Raw genomic sequence first — 19,920 nt, forward strand, 5'->3', positions numbered from 1 at the left:
AAGGAGAGAAGACGCGGATCTTTCCAGTTTTTCAGGGAAAGGTCCGCGTCTTCTTTTGTGTCCTTTTCGCGGTTATTGGCAACGAATGTATAAAAAGCTGGGCATTCATCAGGGCTCTTTTTTGCTGAAAAACTATCAAATCAGCAATATTGTGTATATCTTATCTATGTACTAAATGGACACTTTATGGATAGAGGTCAATGGTAAAGTGTACAATTTCTCTCTATTTTTTATAATAAATTTCCTTATAGCTTTTCCTACAGAGAAAGAACGATAGACTATTTCTCTTTTCCTGAAAATAAACTATACTGCATGTGTTTAATTTGAATATCTTGATTTTTCTGTAATACTCAGTATACTACATAAGTAGGACTCACTCTCTATAGTCATACGATGATGATTTTAAATCTAGTATGATTATACTACCTTTTTTAAGTGTGCATGACTTAAGAAAGGTTCATCCTTTATTTGTTTTAAAGAAAGGACTCTCTCACATGAGCAAACGTCTGTTGTTCCTTCGCTTGTTGGTGCTCTCCCTGATTAGTAGTAGTTTTGCGTTTTTCTTTTTACCTGCTTTGCATCAGGCACATGCGTCAACAAGTCGAAGTCTTGTTCTGGTAGGTGGAAATCTCCAGGACAATGATGCTGCGGTGTACAACAAAATTATTTCGCTTGCAGGAGGAACCTCCTCTGCGCGGATCGGGATCATCACAGCTGCCTCTATTCCTCGGAGTCAGGACCCCAACGCTGGTACCTCGTCGGCAAGTAATTCTTATGATAACGCACAGTATTATATCAATCTGTTTAAGAATACCTATCATGCGTATGATGCGCAATGGATTCCCATTGATCTGGATTCGATCAGCAACAATTCGTCACAGACAGTCGTCAATCAGATCAACAGCATGACTGGTTTCTTCTTTGGTGGTGGCGATCAGAGCCGCTTGATTACCTGTTTCTATTCGTCTGGTCGAACAGATTCTCCTGCCCTGGCTGCCATTCGTGCCAAGTATAACAATGGAGCGGTCATTTCAGGAAGCAGTGCTGGAACCGAGGTTCAAAGTACGCCGATGGTGACTGGTGGCGAAAGTTATGATGGTTTAGCCTATGGTTCACACACCTATGTGAGCACAACCTATCCAGACGACTTGTCGTATGACCCTCAGGGTGGGTTTAACTTTTTCCAGTATGGTCTTGTGGACGCACACTATAGCCAGCGTGGTCGGCAGGGTCGCATGATTCGTCTCTTGAGCGATACCTCTACAACCATGGGCTATGGAGTTGATGAAGATACTGCATTAGTGGTGGTTAATGCTGACACCTCCTCTGCACAACTTCAGGTTCTTGGTACTGGTGGTGTGACAATTGTGGATCTATCGCATGCCACAGTAGGGAGTGGCAGTGACTTTACGCTAACTGGTGCTCGTCTCTCTTATCTTACTCCTGGCGATACCTATAATTTCTCGACGAAGACTGCCAGCATTGCCAGTTGGAAATCTTCTCTGGCTGGTCATGAGCAGTACAGCACGCCAATGAGCCCTACGGATGACATCTTTAGTAGCCCCAACAACACTGCTTCTGGTGGAGGTCGTGCGAATCCACTTGAGTTCGTGATTGTCGCCAATGATCTCTTTAATAGCCGTTCGTCCAGCACCTATGGGCTGACATATGAGTCAGGTCCAACATTTAAGGTGACGTTGACAAAGAGCTCTTCGAGTGGCTACAAAGGGACACAGAGTGGAACGACTTATGCCTCTTACGTTAATCTAAAGGTAGATATCTCTATCTATTAGTAGATGCTCTCCTGGTTTGCGTAGAGTGTAAAGTAAATCTACCAGAGAACAATCAGGCTACGGTGCTTTGTAAAAAGTAACGTAGCCTGGTTGTTCTTTAGTTATGCGTTGTTACTATGGTTTTTGGTAGCCAAAGAGCGTGCTGACGACATAGTGATCTGCATTCGCAAAATTGTAGAAAACAGTATTCTCGATGACATCAAAGCGGTGCAGAGGAACGAATAATCCATCTGCATTGATGGTGAAATCGCGATAGAATTGATGATCTAATTTTCTTTCTCCCCATTTGTTGCCGGTGGTCGCATCGAGCGCATCGATGGCTGTATTGACAATGGTTCCAGCAAACTTCATGATCGGATGTTCTTTTTCCAGAAATTCTTGCTGAATACTATGAGGCAGGTTGGCGGTGACATTAATCTCGGCGGTTGCTTCCATCACATTTTCGCCCAGGCCTTTTTTGAGAGCTTCGACACGATCCATTTGCCATCGTGTTCCGATGCCTCCACGTGTATTCCCATCCCCACTAAAGACAACGAGCCCTTGAAGATGTTGTGGTGGCGGTGGTGGATTGTGTGGATCACTCCCAGGATACTGAAGATCTTGTTGGATCAATTGCTCTACGCCCAGACGCGTCTCAACGGCCTGGAGACGACTGATTCTGGTGCTATTGGCCGTCAATCCCAGATCATAGTGAAACCCGGTGGTAACAACATAGCCAGTCTCTCCGTTTGGCAGAGGGAGGTCAAAGCTTGTGTTGAGGGCTACACGCTGATTTCTCCGCATGAGCTTGCGATCAACCATCGGCAGATGGATGCTGTTTCGTGCTCGTATCTGCAGTTGTCTGGAGGAGACGAGGTATTGATCAAGTCCATCGCGTACCTGTCCATCTGTCTCAGCCGATCCATAGCGAAAAATGACGACTTCATCCCCAAACACATCTTCAAGCAACCTGGTCATCCCGACACTTTTCTTATTCATGGCACCAGCTTCCTGCAAATGGATGGTGAAAGGGACGCCATTACGGATTGTTCGTTGTCTCATGGCTTTTAGAACATGAAGTGTCGGTTGATCTCCTCGTAGTAGCTGCCCCGCATTCCCTGAAAATACCATTAGCGCAGGTGTGCTCTCAGTTGGATGTTCGATTGTTAAGATACGCCCTTTATTCTCTGTCTGAGATATCTGCATATAATTGTTACTATTCCTTCTATCTCTCTATCTCTCTATAATGGATCAGCTTGATACAAAGATACATGAGCTATAATGTTATAGTATGTCGCGAACACACAGAAAAAAGCAAGGCTGACAGTTCTGAAAACTGTTGTCGGCCTTGCTTTTTTTGGGTTGTTTGTCAGAGCTTATCTGCTATCTTTTGCGTGTTTTGAAGAGGGTAAAGTCGATTGAGAAATCTTTGAGGTGTCCATCTTCTGTTGTGTGCACTTCCAGATAGTTCTGGATCTCTGTCGGGAGTGTTAAGATATATTCTTCCAGCGCTGCCTTCTCCTCGTTTGTCATCTGTGAGCGAGCCGACCAGTCGTCATAGTGCATAATGCGGCGAAACGGCTCTTCCAATTCTACCTGAAGGCCAGCCTCGCGAAAGAAGGTTTTCCATTCGGTTGGTGTATGTGAGCGGCCATGCGAATGATCGCGCCACTTTTCAATCTTGTTCACGATGGGGTCCAGCTCTGCATCTTCTGGAACAGTGCTGTCAATGAGAATGAAGATTCCCTCAGGCTTGAGGACACGCGCTGCCTCTTGTACGGATTGAGCTGCATTGGGAAAGTGATGCGAAGCGATGCGATTGGTAACGCGATCAAAGCTGGCATCTGCAAAGGGTAAGGCTTCCGCATCAGCGATCTGAAACTGTGCATTTTTGATGCCTTGAGCGAGCAGATATGTCTGGGCGCTCTGTAACATAGTTGGTGTGAGATCAGTGACCATGACCTGTCCTACATAGGGCGCAATTGTAAAAGCTGTATGACCACCACCAGTTGCGACATCTAGAGCATGTTGGCGAGCATCCCACTCTCCGACGGCAACGAGGCGCTCAAGGTCACTTCCAGTCTTGTGTGTGATACTGGTGACATAGCTTTCAGCTGTTCGAGCAAACTGAGCCTGTACTTGCGCTTTCTGCGTCTCTGCATTGTGTTCTGGTGGATTCGCCATGATCGTCAATTCTCCCTATTCTCTTCGGCTTCAAGACTATCAACCTGTATTTTGCTAACCAATGATGGGACTCTGAGAAGGAGAGGAGTATGTCTCCCGTGGGAGTTCCTCTCCTCTTCAGATCTGTCAGGTATACATGCTTTTTCCGCTGCAAGCAGCTAGCTACTAAAAAAGACATGCAGTGAAAAAACCATGCTCTTCATCGTGTTCTCGTCTGACAGCCCTCCCAAGTTGCCAGCCGAGGAGTCACTCCCAAATTTCTTCGGGGTGATACAGATAGTATAGAAGAGGGAGTGCTGATCTGTCCAACATCTATTTGAGATGAAATTGATGCTGTCATGAGATCAATAGGGCCCGTTTACCTTTTCAAGCTGCACTATCAATGCCTTATAGAGTGTGAGTAAACTTACACATTACAAATTGTATTTTGCATGTAATTAGATAAAACAATTTTCGCAAATTTTGTGTTTAGGATAGAGTATAGCATTTGCCAAAACGATAATCTGGCGCAAACTCTACACAGCATGCCATAGAATGGAGCATATTTTGTTGTGCATCAGGAACTAGAATTGCCTATCATGGGGCTCATGTTACTCAATGTGTGGTAGATACTCGCCGAAAAACTCCCTCCTCAAAAAGTTGATTTCAGATGGCTCACGCAATTTCAATGATTCGCTACATAACAACTAGAATCTTTCAGTCGGTAACTATTCTCTTGTAGTGCGTGAAGATGGCTTAAGAGGAGCTTCTACAATCATTCTATAATTCTGTAATAGGAGGAACTCGTTTGTGACGTTGCATTTTGCTCAGTATCGTGATCTACTCCTTCGCTATCTACGGCCACAATGGCCCAAATTTGTTTTGATGACAATAACATTGCTGGGAAGTATTGCCCTCGAGCTCTATAATCCGCAGATCTTGAAAACGTTCATCGACACGGTGAAGGCTCAAGGGAACCTGAATACATTGGTGGGAAGTGCCATTCTTTTTCTGATCGTAGCGCTGGGGGCCCAGATTGTCTCATCGGCAGCTACATACATGAGCTCCGATGTTGGGTGGACAGCAACGAATAGTATGCGCGAAGAAGTTGCGTTGCACTGCATCGAGTTGGATATGGCTTTTCATAAAGCCCACATGCCAGGAGAGCTGTTAGAGCGCATTGATGGTGATGTTGGAACGCTCTCGAGCTTTTTTTCAACGTTTATCATCCAGATCGTTGGTCATGGACTACTCATGCTCGGGATTTTACTGATTGTCGCTTTTATTAATATCTGGATTGGCCTGGCATTAATTCTTTATTCAGTTGGTGCGTTTCTTGCCCTGCGTCGTTTGCAGTCTCTTGGTGTGCCCATTTTTGTGCAGCAACGTCAGCTCGCTGCTGATCTGGTGGGATTCTACGAAGAGCATATGAATGGTATCCTGGATGTCATCACCAGTGGTGGTAGCGCCTATGTAATCCGGCGTTATATCGACCTCCAGCGCCGCGTCAATAGCAATAGTTACCGCAGTGGATTTGTAGAGCAGGGGATGCGCATCGCTGTCACCATGTTTTTAGTACTGGGCAATATCATTGTTGTGGTCGGCGGAACATATCTTTTACTGGACAGACAGATCACCCTGGGGGCAATCATTATGCTCTCCAACTATGTGATGATATTTACAAATCAGCTTGTCAATCTCTCATTCACGTTTAACACCTGGCAACTCGCGGCAGCCAGTATGAAACGGATCGCTGAGCTGTATTATACGCCCAGCCGTGTACAAGATGGCCCGGGTATTGGTCTCTCCGCTGGTGAAGCCGCATCCATTACATTCGATCATGTTTCCTTTGGCTATGACGAAGGCCAGACGATCCTCCACGATGTGACGTTTGAACTCGCCGCCGGTGAAATTCTCGGCATTATTGGGCGCAGTGGTAGTGGAAAAACGTCCCTCACGCGTCTGCTCTTCCGTTTTTACGATCCAACCTCAGGAACAATTAAGCTCAATGGTGAAGATATTCGCCAGGCAAATATTGCAGAATTACGACACAACATTGGCATTGTGACACAAGAGGTTCAGCTCTTTAATGCCAGCCTGCGCGATAATTTGACGTTTTTTGATGATCGTATTCCTGATGAGCAATTGCTGACATTCATTGAGGAACTTGGTTTAGGCGATTGGTATCGTGATCAACCTGCTGGCCTGGATACTGAACTGACGGCTGGCGGCGGCGGCTTATCAGCTGGAGAAGCTCAGTTGCTGGCACTGATACGCGTCTTCTTGAAAAATCCTTGCCTGGTAATCCTGGATGAGGCATCATCACGCCTGGATATGGCGACCGAGCGCCTCTGTATGAACGCCACGACACGCTTGCTTGCCAAACGAACCGGACTCATTATTGCTCATCGTCTGGCAACGGTTGAACAGGTCGATAAAATCCTGGTCCTTGAAGCCGGGCATATTGTTGAATATGGCCCTCGTGTCGCACTGGCAAAAGATCCTATGTCCCGCTATAGCAAACTTTTGCGCACAATGAACTCAGAGGAGACATTCGCATGAAAGGTGTTGTTGGTCTATGGAGCAGGTTGTTGCGTCGGTCATCAGGACTCTATCTGCTCTCATTACTCGTCCAATTTTCGCGATTAGCCATCGCACTCTTCCCGGCCATTTTCCTGGCCCAGATGATTGATTTAATCAGCAATCACGCAACAGTAGGATGGGATCTCTGGCGCCTGGCATTGGCCTATCTGGGTGTTACTCTGGTTCAACTCCTCGCATGGATGTTGGTCTACTTTGTCGAGCTGTTCCCTTTTTATCAAAGTATGGCACTGCTCCGCAAAAGCCTGTTGAACAACATTCTGAAACAGCCTGCTGCGCAGGCCTTGCCCTACGCGCCTGGTGATATGATCAGCCGTCTGAATGAAGACGTGGGGACGCTGGCGCTCTTTCTGCTCATCATGATATCATACGTTTTCTTTTTCTTACAAGCAGTTGCAATGCTGGTGATCATGTTCGTCATCAATTGGCGTATCACACTGGTAGCTTTGTTACCCTTGCTGCTTTGTATGGTGATCACCTTCCTGGTACGATCGCGCATCGAAATTTATCGTCGCAATAATCGAGCGATCACAGGACAGACGCGTGGCTTTATGGGTGAGATGCTGGGCTCTATCCAGGCGATCCAGGTTGCAGGAGCAGAGCACTCTATTATTCGCCATTTTACCAACCTGAATCGCAAACGACGGAAGGCGGCTCTGATCGAACAATTATTCAGCGATGGTGTGCTGTCGATATTCTATGCGAGCGCAATCAATCTGGCCACTGGCGCAATCCTGCTCGTTGCAGCCCAACAGCTCAAAGATGGCATATTCACGATTGGCCAGCTCACGCTATTTATCGCCTATATGAGCGAGGTCAATATCATTTTCAGCAGTATTACGAATCAGCTTGGACTCTTTCAGCATAGCAAGGTGGCCTTTGAGCGCCTCAAACCATTGCTGTATGGAGAAGACGAACGTGCGTTTATAGCTCCTGGCCCAACTCATCTGTTCGGCACATTGCCGGATGTTCCACAAATCAGCAAAGAGCTGCACCATCAGCTTACGCTCCTGGAAGCATGCGATCTGACCTATCACTATCCGAACACCCATCGTGGGATTGATCACATCTCACTCACGATACAGCGTGGCCAATTTGTGGTCGTGACGGGCCGTGTGGGCTCTGGCAAAAGCACACTCTTGCGAGCCTTGATTGGCATGGTCCCACTTGAACATGGAGAGCTGCGCTGGAATGGCGAGGTCGTTGCTCATCCGACGGCGTTTCTCGTTCCGCCACGCACCGCTTATACGGCTCAAGCACCAGTGCTCTTCAGTGATACAATCAAAAACAATATTTTGCTTGGTCAATCCGCTGACCAGATCGATCTGGATGCTGCTATTCGGCAAGCAGTCCTGGAGCAGGACATTGCAACGTTTGAGGAGGGGACTGAGACGTTCATCGGTCCACGTGGAATGAAGCTTTCCGGTGGACAGTTGCAACGAGCGGCTGCTGCTCGTATGTTTGCACGTCAGTCTGAGCTGCTTGTTTGCGATGATCTCTCCAGTGCGCTGGATGTTGAGACCGAGAATACGCTCTGGGATCGTCTGCTCCAGATGACACAAGTCCAGGAAGATGGTTTCTATCCTACGTGCGTTGTGGTTTCGCACCGTCATAATGTGCTGAGCCGCGCAGATCATATTATTGTGGTCAAAGATGGTCACGTCGAGGCAGAGGGCAAGCTTGATCATTTACTTGCGACCTGTCCAGAAATGCAGTATCTCTGGTCCGGCGAATTACAATCCGATGGATGAATGGTAATATCGTTGGGACTACCTGTGGGATACTAGATCAGCGAAAGTGGCATGGGGTAGGATAGCGAGAACGGTGATAAAGACGCGAACTTCGCGCTTTATCACCGTAAATTTTGCTGAGCTTGTAAGCTGATTTCAGAGCTTCCCAACGATAGCAAATCTGAGATGACTTATCTAGAGCCGCATCAATAGAGGTGCATTCACAACTTTCACAAGCCCTTGACAAAAGCCTGCTTCTGTTTTATCGTATGAATGTGAGGTACGGTACGGTTTAGTTTACTTTGAAAGGTGAGGAGTGAAGGAACGCATGGAAGAGGCAGGGGCACGTGAGAAGGCAAAACGAGAGCAGGTACTTGAGGGGGCTCGTCGTGTGTTTTTACGAGATGGGTTTGCGGCGGTGAGTACTGATCTGCTCGCGCGAGAGGCCAGGGTCTCCAAGCGAACCCTCTATGCTTATTATCCGAGTAAGGAAGAGCTGTTTGTGGATGTTCTGCGCGGACTTACAATAGATGATCCCAGGACGAAAGTCCTTGATTTTCTACAGACTGTCTCGCCAGGAAGCCTGGAAGAGCTTCGTCAGGTATTGATTGAGCTGGCGGAAAAGATGCTGACATCGATGATGAATCCAGACTATCTGAGGCTGCTACGGATTATTATTGCGGACTCTCATCGTTTTCCACAACTTGCGGAGCTGGTTCGTTCTACGATTCCGCAACAAGGTTTGAAAGAGGTGGGTTGCATGCTTCAGCGTGCACGTGCGAAGGGCGTCCCTCTTGAGGTAGATACAGAGAGCCTGACGCGCCTCTTTCTTGGCCCTCTTCTCACCTATGTTCTCATCGATGGTCTGTTACAACCAGATCGTCAGCCACAGTTGCCTGCACATGACAAGCTCCTCACCATAGTCCATCTTTATTTGAAGGCGATTGTTGTTCACGAACAGTCCAGAAAGGACGAATAACTATGACCACAACGACCGATGTGCTTGTGATTGGTGCCGGGCCGACGGGTCTTACCATGGCGAATATTTTGCTTCGTTATGGCATCCGGGTCAGGATTCTTGATAAGAAGGCTGGTATAACTGAAGAGTCTCGAGCACTGGTGGTCCATGCTAAGACCCTGGAATTGCTGGGGAAGCTCGGTCTGGCTCAACAAGCAATTGAAGAAGGCTATACGTTGGATACAATCGGTCTGTTAAGAAATGGCAAGAATGCAGGCGCTTTCACTTTTCTGACCGATAATAAAGCGGGACGTACCCCTTATCCTTTTGCTTTAATGTATGGCCAGAATCAGACGGAACAACTTTTAGAGCAGAGCCTTGTTGAGTCTGGTGGGGAGATAGAATGGGGAGCTGTGCTGCTTGATCTGACCCAGACTGACAGTGGGGTGCGGGCAACAATTCAGCGATCTGATGGGACAGAAGAGATTATTGAGGCTGGCTGGATCGTAGGCGCAGATGGTGCTCACAGTCCAGTGAGACATGCCCTCTCGCTGGGTTTTGAAGGGGAGACCTACGATCAGACCTTATTCCTGGCCGATGTGGATCTTGAGTGGAACTTGCGCTATGGACAGGCGTATATGGATCTGACACCGACTGGTTTTTTTGCCTTCTTTCCTATGGATGGTCATCAGCGTTATCGTCTGGTTGGGGACCTGCCATCTGCATTGGCGCAGAAGGAAGTGCTTACCCATGATGATGTGCAGTCTGTGCTTGATGCCGCAAGTGGCTTGCAGATGAAGATCGTCAAGACCCGCTGGGCCTCGGTGTATCGTACTCATCATCGGATGACGGAACATTTTCGTGTTGGACGGGTCTTCCTTGTCGGGGATGCTGCCCATATTCATAGCCCCGCTGGTGGCCAGGGAATGAATACAGGGATTGGTGATGCCTATAACCTGGCCTGGAAACTGGCGCTTGTGGTGCGAGGGGCGGCGCACGATACTTTGCTTGACTCCTATGAAGCAGAACGGATCCCTTTTGCCCGTTCGATCCTGCATGGCTCTGATTGGGGATTTCAGTTTCAATCGACAAAGAACCTTGTGGCTCAGCAGTTCAAGCTTCGTGCTATACCCTTAATCTTCAGTCTGCTTTCTCATCAACCTGTTCTGAAGAGGCGCGCCTTCTGGCTTCTATCTCAACTCTGGACAACCTATCGTGGAAGTCCGGCTGTAGCAGAGTCTGGTTCTCAGAAGAAGGGTCCACACGCAGGAGATCGAGCTCCCTATGGCTTCTTTGAAGCCGGTCCTGATGCAGGGACCAGTCTTTTTAGTAAGCTCGAGAATCTCGATCATCATCTTCTCCTCTTCTGGGGGCGGGGACCTCAGTCTGAGCAGCAAGAAATGCAGGTGCAATCGTTGTTACATGCGTATAAACTGCCTATTCACCTGCATACGATCGCTTCAGAGAATAAAAGTCTTCATGAAATCTATGACGTAAATGAGCCAGGCCTGTTTCTTATCCGACCAGATGGACATATTGCTTATCGGTCTTCACTGGAGAATATCGCTGGCCTCCGTTCCTATCTGGATAGCTTGTTTGAGAGCCAGCCCTCGGAAATGCGATTGAGCAAATAAGCGGGCGATATGGGGCCAGACGATAATGCTCATCATATCGTGGCCCCTGGGCCCGTACCTTTCGGTGATCGTCTAAAATCTCTGCATAGCTGGCTGTACTTTATTCGAACGATTGGTTCCAGCGCTCTCGGTGAGCGATCTGCCCTAGAGGTTTGCGTTGTTTATTGCCCTTGCCAAGCGTTTTGGCGGGATAACCAAAGGGGAGAACGGCCAGCACCTCAATATCATCAGGAATACCAAGGAGAGGATGAATCTGTTTCAGATTCTGAAAGCCAACCCAGTTTGAGCCAATGCCTTGCTCCCATGCAGTCAGGATCATAGATTGAATTGCGCGACTTGCATCGGAGACCGCAAAAGGGCTTTTCTCCATACCCACCACAATTGCCATTGGTGCTTCAGCGATATATGGGCCAGTTTTTGCCAGAGGTGCAAGCTCGCGGAGCGTCTCCTTATTTTCAATGACAAGAAAATGCCATGGTTGTCCGTTCATGCTACTGGCAGAGACATGACCAGCTTCGACAATTTGACGTACAATTGCGTCAGGAATAGGCTTATCTTGAAATTGGCGGACAGCCAGAACCGTTTTAACCGCATCAAATACTTCCATTCAGATCCTCTTTCTCAGCACCATAAATGCAACGAACATTACACAATTGATCTTCCCACAAGGCTTCCCTCTTCATAATAGATGGGGAAGGTAGCTTAGCCACCTTTATAGCATATCATTTTTATACATTTTTCGAAAATGACAGATCAGATCCTTTTATGCATTATTATGCAGAATACAGTATGGATGAGCTATGTGCGCAGATAAGTCTGTGATTAGTTTGTGATGATAGAGGGCCTGCGCGAGATTGGCTAGTAGGGTGAAGCGTCTATACTCGATCTGAGCAAGCAAGTATGGAGCCACCCTATTAAGTTGATAATCTGTTGAATAGCTGAGGGGTTTCTATACAAAGAAGAGGGAAGAGATATGAAAGCTTTTGTGATGAAAGGCATTGGAGAGGTTGGATGGGTGGAGAAGCCTATTCCCCGCCCAGGCGTAAATGATGCCATTATTAAGACCACCAGGGCTTTGATCTGTACTTCGGATTCGCATACAGTGCATGGTGCAATTGGGCCCAGGGAAGACTTAACGCTTGGTCACGAAGCAGTTGGTATTGTCTATGAAGTAGGGAGCAACGTCAAACTGTTTCATCCCGGTGATCGTGTGCTTGTCGGAGCCATTACACCTGACTGGTTTGATCTTGCATCACAGGCAGGTCATTCATCTCAATCGGGAGCGCCTCTGGGTGGTTGGAAGTTCTCCAATACCAAGGATGGCGTTTTTGCTGAGTACTTCCATGTGAATGATGCGGATGCCAATATGGCGCGTATCCCGGACGGTATTCCTGATGAGATGGCAGTCTATTGTGCAGATATGCTCTCCACCGGGCTTATGGGGGCAGAGAACGGTCAGATTCCCAGTGGTGGAACGGTTGCTATCTTTGCACAGGGGCCAGTCGGCTTGATGGCGACCGTGGGTGCGTACCTGCATGGAGCGGGTCTGATTATCGCGGTTGAATCGGTGAAGAAACGCCAGGAATTGGCATTGCAGTATGGTGCCGATGTTATTGTTGATTTTACCAGAGAGGATGCGGTGAAAAAGATCCTTGCCTTAACTGATGGGCAGGGAGTGGATACCGCGATTGAAGCATTGGGATCTGATAGCACATTTCGTAGCTGTCTGGAGGTTACAAAGCCAGGTGGCTTCATCTCGAATATCGGCTATCATGGTCATGGAGATATCGTCTCTATTCCGCGCATTGCCTGGGGTGTAGGGATGGCCGAGAAGACCATTACGACTGGACTCTGTCCTGGAGGTCGCTTACGTATGGAGCGACTGTTACGCCTTCTCGAGATGCGCCGTGTTAATCCAATCTGGATGACGACCCATACCTTCCCTTTTAGCCAGATAGAGCGAGCGTTTGAGATTATGGATAACAAGCTTGAAGGTGTGATCAAACCTCTGATCGACTTTACATAGGAACGTTCGTGAGCCTTTTCTCATATATCCATGACCATGAAGAGCGTTGCGCTCTCTGGTCATGGTGTGATAATGAGCAATGATCTGCGTGCTCGAGATAAGATGCATTCGGTCACGCTCCCTGTTACCAGGCGTTGCAGGCCGCTTCTCCCATGAGTTGTTAGGGCAATCAATTGGCAACAATTAGTGCCGTCTTGTTTTTCGCCTCGTTCAGCAATTTTGAGCAACTGATTCGCGACATCCAGATCATGGGTAATAACGGTGGTGATCTTTAGCTGTAGTGAGCTAATTTCATGTTCCTGAAGCCGACGTTTGACTGCTTCTAAATACTCCTGTGCGACTGGAAGTTCCTTTCTCAGTGCCCTGGATACACTGTCATCTTGCCCATATTCAAAACAAGATGGCAGATGCAGTACCAATGTAAGTTGGAGCGTTCCCTGAGCTGGCGTGGAGAGGGCTGAGCAGAGATATGCCGTTGGTACGAGTGATTTCTCAGCCATTGGCGATCCATCCAATGCAACCATGATGCGTACAGGCATGGCCTCCTGATCACCTGTCTGATGCAGGAGCTGATCATCTTCTTGAAGCACAAGCACAGGGACCGGGCTGGAGCGAGAGACCCTTTGAGCAACACTTCCCATTGCCCAGCGTTTCAGACCGGTACGTCCGTGGCTACACATCACTATCAGGTCTGTATGCTGCTGGGCCGCCGCCAGCAGAATTTGTTCAGCCGGTATCCCTGCTGCAACCTGTGTCTTTACCTCAATACCCTCTAAATCTGGTCTGTAAGCAGTATGCTGCAAGTATGTCGTTGCCATCTGTGGGTTTGCAGGCTCCTGAGAGGATAACGATGGGAGGCCTATCTCATAAATAGGATCGATTATTTCCAGGAGGAGCAGCGTACTTTGTTGTGCTCGAGCAATACGTGCGGCTATTAGTAAGGCCTGTGCAGCCCTCATTGAGCCATCAAGTGGCACCAGAATATGTTTAAACATCTGTTTTCTCGCCTTTTCATTCTGACCTGCGAACCCTGCTATGCAGGCCGTACGATAAGCAATGGTAGTCTGGTCCGATTGAGGATGCGTTCCGCAGTGCTTCCAAACACCCAGCGATCCAGGGGACTATGACCATGGGTGGTCATGGCGAGCAACTGGAATGAGGGCCAATGACTACTTTTTTCGGCGTATTGGATGATCTCCTGCGCAACATCCGTACTGCTTCTCAGGCTGCTCATCAGTTTGATACCAGCATATGACTTTACCATTGGTTCCAGATATTTCACAACCGTACGCAGATAGGCCTGTGCCTGTTCGTGAATGGTAGCCTGGAGATCAAGGTGGTAGATCTCTTTAAAGAGATCTTCATCGGACTGATTGAGAGGCGGCAGGATGCGTAGGAGATGTATCTCTGCACACTGCGCTGGAGCACAGGCCACCGCAATTGAGATCGCAGGTTCTATGACTGCTTCAGCCTCTGGTGATCCGTCAAGCGCAATGCAGACGCGAAGTTGGTGTTCTCCCTCTGGCTCACCACCAAATGGTAAGGGATATTCATCGCGCTGGATCAATACCGGCACCGGGCAGGAGCGTGCGATTTTGTGGGCCACACTCCCCAATACCCATTGTTTCAAACCAGTATACCCATGACTGCACAGGACCACCAGATCAATAGCGTGATGGCTGACAGCGTCCAGGATAGCCGAAGACGCATTTCCCTGATAGACCTGTGTCGTTACTGGAATCTGGTCTAATAACGGTGATTTCTCTAAATTGTGGAGATATTTCTCTGCTCCCTGTTCTTCAAGCTGCTGAATATGTTCCATCATTCCAACAGTTTCCATACTATAAATGCTCAAAATTTCAATACTTTGTAATAGCAAAATACTGCTATGGTGGACTCGTGCAATATGTGCAGCCAGTGCAAGGGCTTGTTCTGAACGTTGTGAGCCATCCAGCGGAACCAGAATGTGTTGAAACATAACCTTATTCTCCTTGGGAAGGTCTAACGTTGCTTGAGGGCGCATTCAAAATTTACACGCTGATCATAGAGTGGCTATCTCTCAATCTCCTCTCATCCTGTTTCATTGTCTCTCATTACCATCACCATTCAGGGGATACCTGATGGCTCGCGACAGTCTTTTTTTTAGCAGAATGAAGAAGGCACCTGGCTCGAGATCGAACCAGGTGCCTTCTCAATTCTGACTTTCCTAGAGATCTTGTTTTTCAATATGCCAGGATTTTTCTTGTTGTAGACTAATAATGCGAAACAGACCATTGTTACAGACGGGACAGGTGGCCCGCAACGCAGGATGCCCGCTTTTCAGTTCGACAAGGCGTGGCTTATACATTGGCTGCTTCTGGTGACATTTGACACAGTAGGCTTCAATCTCAGGAATCTCGGCGGGAGTGACCCCCTGAAGAACAACAGCTGGGAGCGTATGAGCCGATGCTTCAAAGTGTTCCTCTAGATGTTCAGGTTCATGTTCGGGCTCAGATTGTTCTTGAGGCGGCGTTTGTATCTCTTCCAATGGTGGGGCTTCTTGTATTGGTGTGGTTGCCACAGCTGGAAGAGTTGAGATGGGTTCAGCCGGAGCCACGGCTGGAAGAGTTGGGATAGGTTCAGCCGGAGCCACAGCTGGAAGAGTTGAGATGGGTTCAGCCGGAGCCACAGCCGTAGATGATAGCGTAGCTGGCTGGTTTTTGTGGCCTGCCTGAGCATAAAGATACCAGTAAAACCAGGCTGCCGTAAAACAGAGTCCCGCGAGCCCACCAGTAAAATAAGCGACAAATACTCCAGCTCCAATAACGAGCCAGAAGAGAAAAAGAGTTATAAAGACAAAGCCAAAGATAAAAAACTCCCAGAAACGCTGTCGATACGTCTGAGAGATCAGTGGTCTTGAGATCATCGCAATCCCCCTTTGTTTCAGGCAATAGTAATAAGAAAGGCTCCTGAATTATCGCCTGTATAGTCATCACAGACACCAAAGGTCAAGAACCCTCCAGGTGCATTGATTGTCACAGTATAGGTATGGGTTGTAGCGTAGGTGGGAATCGTTTGTGCCAGAGCGCTGGCTGGATGACCATTGATGCAGAGCGTGGCATAGGCAGGCTCAAGCAGAGGGGTTGTGGGCTGTCCGTCTTGATCGGTATAAATATAGAAGGCATCAGAAAACGCTCGCCCAGAAGCCTGTCCTTCACCCGTAATTGTGAGCGTAACCGATCCTGAGTAGGAATATTGAGTTCTGGCCGCATTCCCGCCTGCTGTAAATGCGACCACCACCTTCTCTTTTGGCATGGGGGTTGGCGTAGGCGTTGGTGAGACTCTCGCCGTGGCCTGGACTGAGGTCGCTACCGATGTCGCGGTCGCGTTACAGGTGAGCTGATGAGTATTCTGTGTTTCCGCTGGAGATGTAGAAGGAAAAGAGAGCCATTGACCTGTCCTTTGGAATGTTGAAGGTCGAAGGAATGCCAGCAGGCAGGCAATTAAGATAAGCACAATAAGAGCGAGACCAATAAACGAGAGCCAGGTAAAACGACGAGACCCACTATTGGGCATGTCCATAACAGTAAAGCTCCTGTTGCATACATTTTTTATCAATCAATAGCCATAGGAAAAATGAGTATGGATGCATAGGCATACATCTAAACTCAACAATAGCATAAGCTCAGAAAAATGAAAAATATTTGTCAAAGAGCAAGGACTTTTATCTTGGGGGGCGATATTGTGATAAAAAAGATAATCAGACGAATGATGAGATGGGAAGCTGATTTGGGATAAAAGAATGGTACAGTCTAAAAAAATATTGAGCCCAAAAAATATTTAACCTTATTGTTTTCTAGCGTCTTTCTAATAGAAGAGCCAGAATATGTGTAAAAATTTGTAAAGCCCCTTGACCAGATTAACACTTTTTTGAGCTACCTGGGGAGGTGGGATTGTGCTTCATCCAAAGTTGTTTCGCACTTTTGCTAGATTTACAAAAATTCTTCTTCTCCTGCTGCTTATAGGTTTTGAGTGGATACCAAATCTCTCGGGTGGTGATGCTCATTATATTAACGAAGCTGGTCTGCAAAGAGCGCGGAGTCAGATGCTAGCCAGTGCCACCTATATATTGGCATATCGTCCATTACCTGAACATGCACAGGCAATGCATGATTTACAAACAATCTTATCTGTGTTTGAGCATGAACAGTCTACGCTACAAGGTAATCCAGCCTCTGATGTACAGGACCAATTGCTCCAGGCAAATAGTGATTATCTCCCACTGGTGACAGCACTTCAGGATATTGTTGCGCATCCACAACGTGCGATCAATCTGCTGGAGGTTAATATTATCGCCTTACATGAACGCGGTTATCTTGTCTCCATGAATGCTCTTGTACTCATTCTGCCACGACATCTAGAGGAGCGTAACATTCAGTTGTTTGTAATCCAGATCATCCTGGAGATTCTCTTTCTCTTCATGTTTTTTCTCGCCATGACAACATTTTTCTGGGAGATAGGAAGATATGGAGAGGGGAGGATAGCAGGTAGATTAATGAATGCATTGCCAATAGCATTTTTTGCGAGAAGACTTATGATAGTTATATTGATATTGGTACTGGTCGGATTGGAAATTATCCCTCTTGGCGTTGGCAACGAAATGGCCTCGTTTAACCAGGCGGCTCTACAGCGAACACGCTGTGAGGTACTGGCTAAATCGGCATTAATTCTGGCCTATCGTCCTCAATCTGAAAGAACAGCGGCACTTAGTGATATTCAGACGATTCTTCCAATTTTTGTGCAAGAGCAAACAACCCTGTTGAGAGATGGTGATAATGAAGTACGGCGCGCTGCACAGCAAGCAACTAAAGAATATCAGATCATGAGCGCAGCCTCACAGTCTCTTATCAGAGAGTCAGACGGACCAATTGATGGAGCAATTGTGACTACTCTCGTGTCTCATCAATCACAGTGCTTTATCCAGATGGATGCAATTGTGACTGCCCTTCAAAATAAGATAGATTATCAGGCCAACCAGATCTTTTTAGTGGAGATACTCATCGAAGGAACACTGATCATCTTTTTTATCGTACTACTCTTTTTCTCTCGTGACCCATTTGTGCCCGATGAGCTTCGTAAAGAGCGAAAATAGTGTTTTTTTACAGATAATTAGTAGCGACTCAAAGGAGTAAAAAAACCTACAATGCTAATCTTGCTTTGCTGAGCCTTGCGAGATGCTTCCAGAGGCATCTTCCTTTCAATGCGACTGAGCAGAATATGCCAGGCACAGCGATCATTGGTTGAATGGATGGATTGTACAACAATGTAAACCCATCGATAAAAGGGCCTCTTGACAACCTTCATTCTCTGATCTAAACTTACATTGTAAGCTTACAGTGTAAGTTTAGAGAGGATAAGGATCATGGCGAAATCTAGTGAGCCGCTCACACGGCAAAGAGTGTTGGAAGCGGCCTTGTTCTTACTTGATCAAGAGGGGCTGGAAGGTTTCAGTATGCGCAAGCTTGGAGCTTCGCTTGGGGTCGAGGCGATGTCGCTGTACAACCATGTGGAGAGTAAGCAAGCCTTATTTGATGGGGTAATCGAACTGCTCATCATTCAGGCACCGTTGCCTCTGCACCCCCATGCCACGCCACGCGAGGAATTGTGGGCCATTGCCCATGCCTTTCGGGATGTGCTCCGCGCTCATCCACGAGTGCTTCCGCTCGTGGCCACCAGTCCGCTGCGCACACCAGCCTCTCTCGTTCTGTTGAATCATCTTCTTGAAACCCTCCATCAGGCACAGATCACTGGCGTCCAATCCATCTATGCGCTCCAGTGCCTGGTCGGTTTTATTGTTGGGCATACCCTGCTAGGCACGAGAACGCAAGCCGTCGCGGGCCTGGAGCCAGGGCCGAACGGCCCAATGGTCTGGCAACAGTTTCCGGCAGACCACTACCCCAGGCTTCACATGCTCTTGCCAGAGCTTGCCCAGTGGAATGCCGACCAGGAGTTTGACTTTGGATTGCAGGCTCTGTTCCAGGGCTTCTTTGAGCAATAGAAAGAAGAGAGACAGCATGTCGAGAACAAAGGTAAAGCACTACAAGGTCGCCAATGGAGATGTGCAACTCGCCGTCAGCGAGACTGGGCAGGGACAGACGCTCCTGTTCTTCAATGGTGGTGGAGCAACACAAGTCTCCTGGAAGCGAATCATTGGCGAACTCCAGGGGCACTATCGGCTTGTCACCTTCGATTTTCGCAACCATGGGAAAACCAGCACCTCACACAATACCTCCCTGGAGAGCTTCCTGACGGATGCAGAGGTCATCATGGACAAGGTTGCTGGTCCTCGGCCTCTTATCATTGGCTGGTCTCTGGGAGCTGACCTGGCCGTCTGGTATACGGCACGCCATCCGGGAAGAGTGGCAGGGTTGTTTCTTATTGATGGAGCAGTGCCAGTCAACCTGGTGATTGATCCCGAGGACACCAGAAGGCGACTCAACACACCAGCGATGAAATTCGGACCTTTGCTTTTGTATCTAGTTGGCATGGGCTATCGTCTCACGCCTGACGAGTATGCGGCGCTCACCATCGAGCTCAATAAACGCCGCGAGCAGCTTCTTTCAGCCTATGAGCAACTGAATTGTCCCGTGGAACTGGTTCTGGCAACGAAAGTTGCCGGGGAAAAGGGGGATCGTGCTGAGCGAAACAATGCTCTGTGGCGATCTGGAGGAGAACAACTGGGGCTCTTGTATCCTGCATTTTCTATCCAGTGGTTGGACGTCAGCCATCAACTCCCATTTAAAGAGCCACTCAGCCTCGCGCACTCCCTTGACACGTTTGTCCAACGTATGCAGGGTGGCTCGCCAATCCCAACGGTTCCCGCATTGGAAACATCGCAGATGGAAGGGAAATGAGCAAGGCATACAGCTTCCAACACACAGCGGATGCGATAAAATCACCTCAGCAATCTGATAGTGGAGCAGGTAATGGATGAAGTGTTTCTCATCTTCTTCCCTGCTCCACTCTACCAGCCGTAGCGTAATTACATCTAGATATA

16 protein-coding genes are annotated in these 19,920 nt (G+C 47.9%); 9 read left to right on the plus strand and 7 right to left on the minus strand.

The features are described from left to right. Positions 1-494 precede the first annotated feature (494 nt). Complete coding sequence (locus EL628_RS23020; protein ID WP_161975695.1) at positions 495-1,793, plus strand: cyanophycinase; 1,299 nt, start codon at positions 495-497, stop codon at positions 1,791-1,793. 114 nt (positions 1,794-1,907) lie between these two features. On the opposite strand, the gene EL628_RS23025 is transcribed toward EL628_RS23020, so the two are convergent. Continuing rightward, positions 1,908-2,978 (minus strand): hypothetical protein, encoded by a 1,071-nt coding sequence (locus tag EL628_RS23025; protein ID WP_126582360.1) that lies wholly within the window; start codon positions 2,976-2,978, stop codon positions 1,908-1,910. A 177-nt stretch (positions 2,979-3,155) separates the two neighbouring features. Next, on the minus strand, positions 3,156-3,956 hold the full coding sequence (locus tag EL628_RS23030; protein ID WP_126582361.1) for a class I SAM-dependent methyltransferase: 801 nt from the start codon (positions 3,954-3,956) through the stop codon (positions 3,156-3,158). A 789-nt stretch (positions 3,957-4,745) separates the two neighbouring features. Here EL628_RS23030 and EL628_RS23035 point away from each other — a divergent pair. From EL628_RS23035 to EL628_RS23050, 4 genes are all read left to right on the plus strand, one after another. Continuing rightward, positions 4,746-6,497, plus strand: a complete 1,752-nt coding sequence (locus tag EL628_RS23035; RefSeq protein WP_126582362.1) for an ABC transporter ATP-binding protein — start codon at positions 4,746-4,748, stop codon at positions 6,495-6,497. Beyond that, positions 6,494-8,287 carry an ABC transporter transmembrane domain-containing protein gene (locus EL628_RS23040; RefSeq protein WP_126582363.1) on the plus strand — a complete coding sequence of 598 codons (1,794 nt, stop codon included), beginning with the start codon at positions 6,494-6,496 and terminating at the stop codon, positions 8,285-8,287. Before EL628_RS23035 ends, EL628_RS23040 begins: the two co-directional genes overlap by 4 nt. 307 nt (positions 8,288-8,594) lie before the next feature. Beyond that, positions 8,595-9,245 carry a TetR/AcrR family transcriptional regulator gene (locus tag EL628_RS23045; RefSeq protein WP_126582364.1) on the plus strand — a complete coding sequence of 217 codons (651 nt, stop codon included), beginning with the start codon at positions 8,595-8,597 and terminating at the stop codon, positions 9,243-9,245. 2 nt (positions 9,246-9,247) lie between these two features. Continuing rightward, a complete protein-coding gene (locus EL628_RS23050; RefSeq protein ID WP_126582365.1) occupies positions 9,248-10,858 on the plus strand; it encodes an FAD-dependent monooxygenase in 1,611 nt (536 codons plus the stop codon). A gap of 100 nt (positions 10,859-10,958) precedes the next feature. On the opposite strand, the gene EL628_RS23055 is transcribed toward EL628_RS23050, so the two are convergent. Continuing rightward, a complete protein-coding gene (locus EL628_RS23055; protein WP_126582366.1) occupies positions 10,959-11,465 on the minus strand; it encodes a nitroreductase family protein in 507 nt (168 codons plus the stop codon). A 366-nt stretch (positions 11,466-11,831) separates the two neighbouring features. Between EL628_RS23055 and EL628_RS23060 the strand changes: the two genes are divergently transcribed. Continuing rightward, complete coding sequence (locus EL628_RS23060; protein WP_126582367.1) at positions 11,832-12,884, plus strand: NAD(P)-dependent alcohol dehydrogenase; 1,053 nt, start codon at positions 11,832-11,834, stop codon at positions 12,882-12,884. 59 nt (positions 12,885-12,943) lie between these two features. On the opposite strand, the gene EL628_RS23065 is transcribed toward EL628_RS23060, so the two are convergent. The 4 genes from EL628_RS23065 to EL628_RS23080 form a co-directional block, all read right to left on the minus strand. Next, the gene (locus EL628_RS23065) at positions 12,944-13,879 is read right to left on the minus strand and encodes a universal stress protein (RefSeq protein ID WP_126582368.1); all 936 of its coding nucleotides are present in this window, start codon (positions 13,877-13,879) and stop codon (positions 12,944-12,946) included. Between the two features lie 38 nt (positions 13,880-13,917). Then, positions 13,918-14,862 (minus strand): universal stress protein, encoded by a 945-nt coding sequence (locus EL628_RS23070; protein ID WP_161975696.1) that lies wholly within the window; start codon positions 14,860-14,862, stop codon positions 13,918-13,920. Between the two features lie 228 nt (positions 14,863-15,090). Next, positions 15,091-15,789 (minus strand): DUF5679 domain-containing protein, encoded by a 699-nt coding sequence (locus EL628_RS30160; protein ID WP_126582370.1) that lies wholly within the window; start codon positions 15,787-15,789, stop codon positions 15,091-15,093. 17 nt (positions 15,790-15,806) lie between these two features. Further along, on the minus strand, positions 15,807-16,445 hold the full coding sequence (locus tag EL628_RS23080; RefSeq protein ID WP_126582371.1) for a hypothetical protein: 639 nt from the start codon (positions 16,443-16,445) through the stop codon (positions 15,807-15,809). A gap of 373 nt (positions 16,446-16,818) precedes the next feature. Here EL628_RS23080 and EL628_RS23085 point away from each other — a divergent pair, with 373 nt between their 5' ends. From EL628_RS23085 to EL628_RS23095, 3 genes are all read left to right on the plus strand, one after another. Beyond that, the gene (locus EL628_RS23085) at positions 16,819-18,015 is read left to right on the plus strand and encodes a type IV pili methyl-accepting chemotaxis transducer N-terminal domain-containing protein (RefSeq protein WP_161975697.1); all 1,197 of its coding nucleotides are present in this window, start codon (positions 16,819-16,821) and stop codon (positions 18,013-18,015) included. A 270-nt stretch (positions 18,016-18,285) separates the two neighbouring features. Beyond that, positions 18,286-18,921, plus strand: a complete 636-nt coding sequence (locus tag EL628_RS23090; protein ID WP_126582373.1) for a TetR/AcrR family transcriptional regulator — start codon at positions 18,286-18,288, stop codon at positions 18,919-18,921. Positions 18,922-18,937: 16 nt separating this feature from the next. After that, positions 18,938-19,777 carry an alpha/beta fold hydrolase gene (locus tag EL628_RS23095; RefSeq protein WP_161975698.1) on the plus strand — a complete coding sequence of 280 codons (840 nt, stop codon included), beginning with the start codon at positions 18,938-18,940 and terminating at the stop codon, positions 19,775-19,777. The last annotated feature ends 143 nt before the right edge of the window (positions 19,778-19,920 follow it).

This window comes from Tengunoibacter tsumagoiensis, from assembly GCF_003967535.1.
Taxonomy (GTDB): Bacteria; Chloroflexota; Ktedonobacteria; order Ktedonobacterales; family Ktedonobacteraceae; genus Tengunoibacter; species Tengunoibacter tsumagoiensis.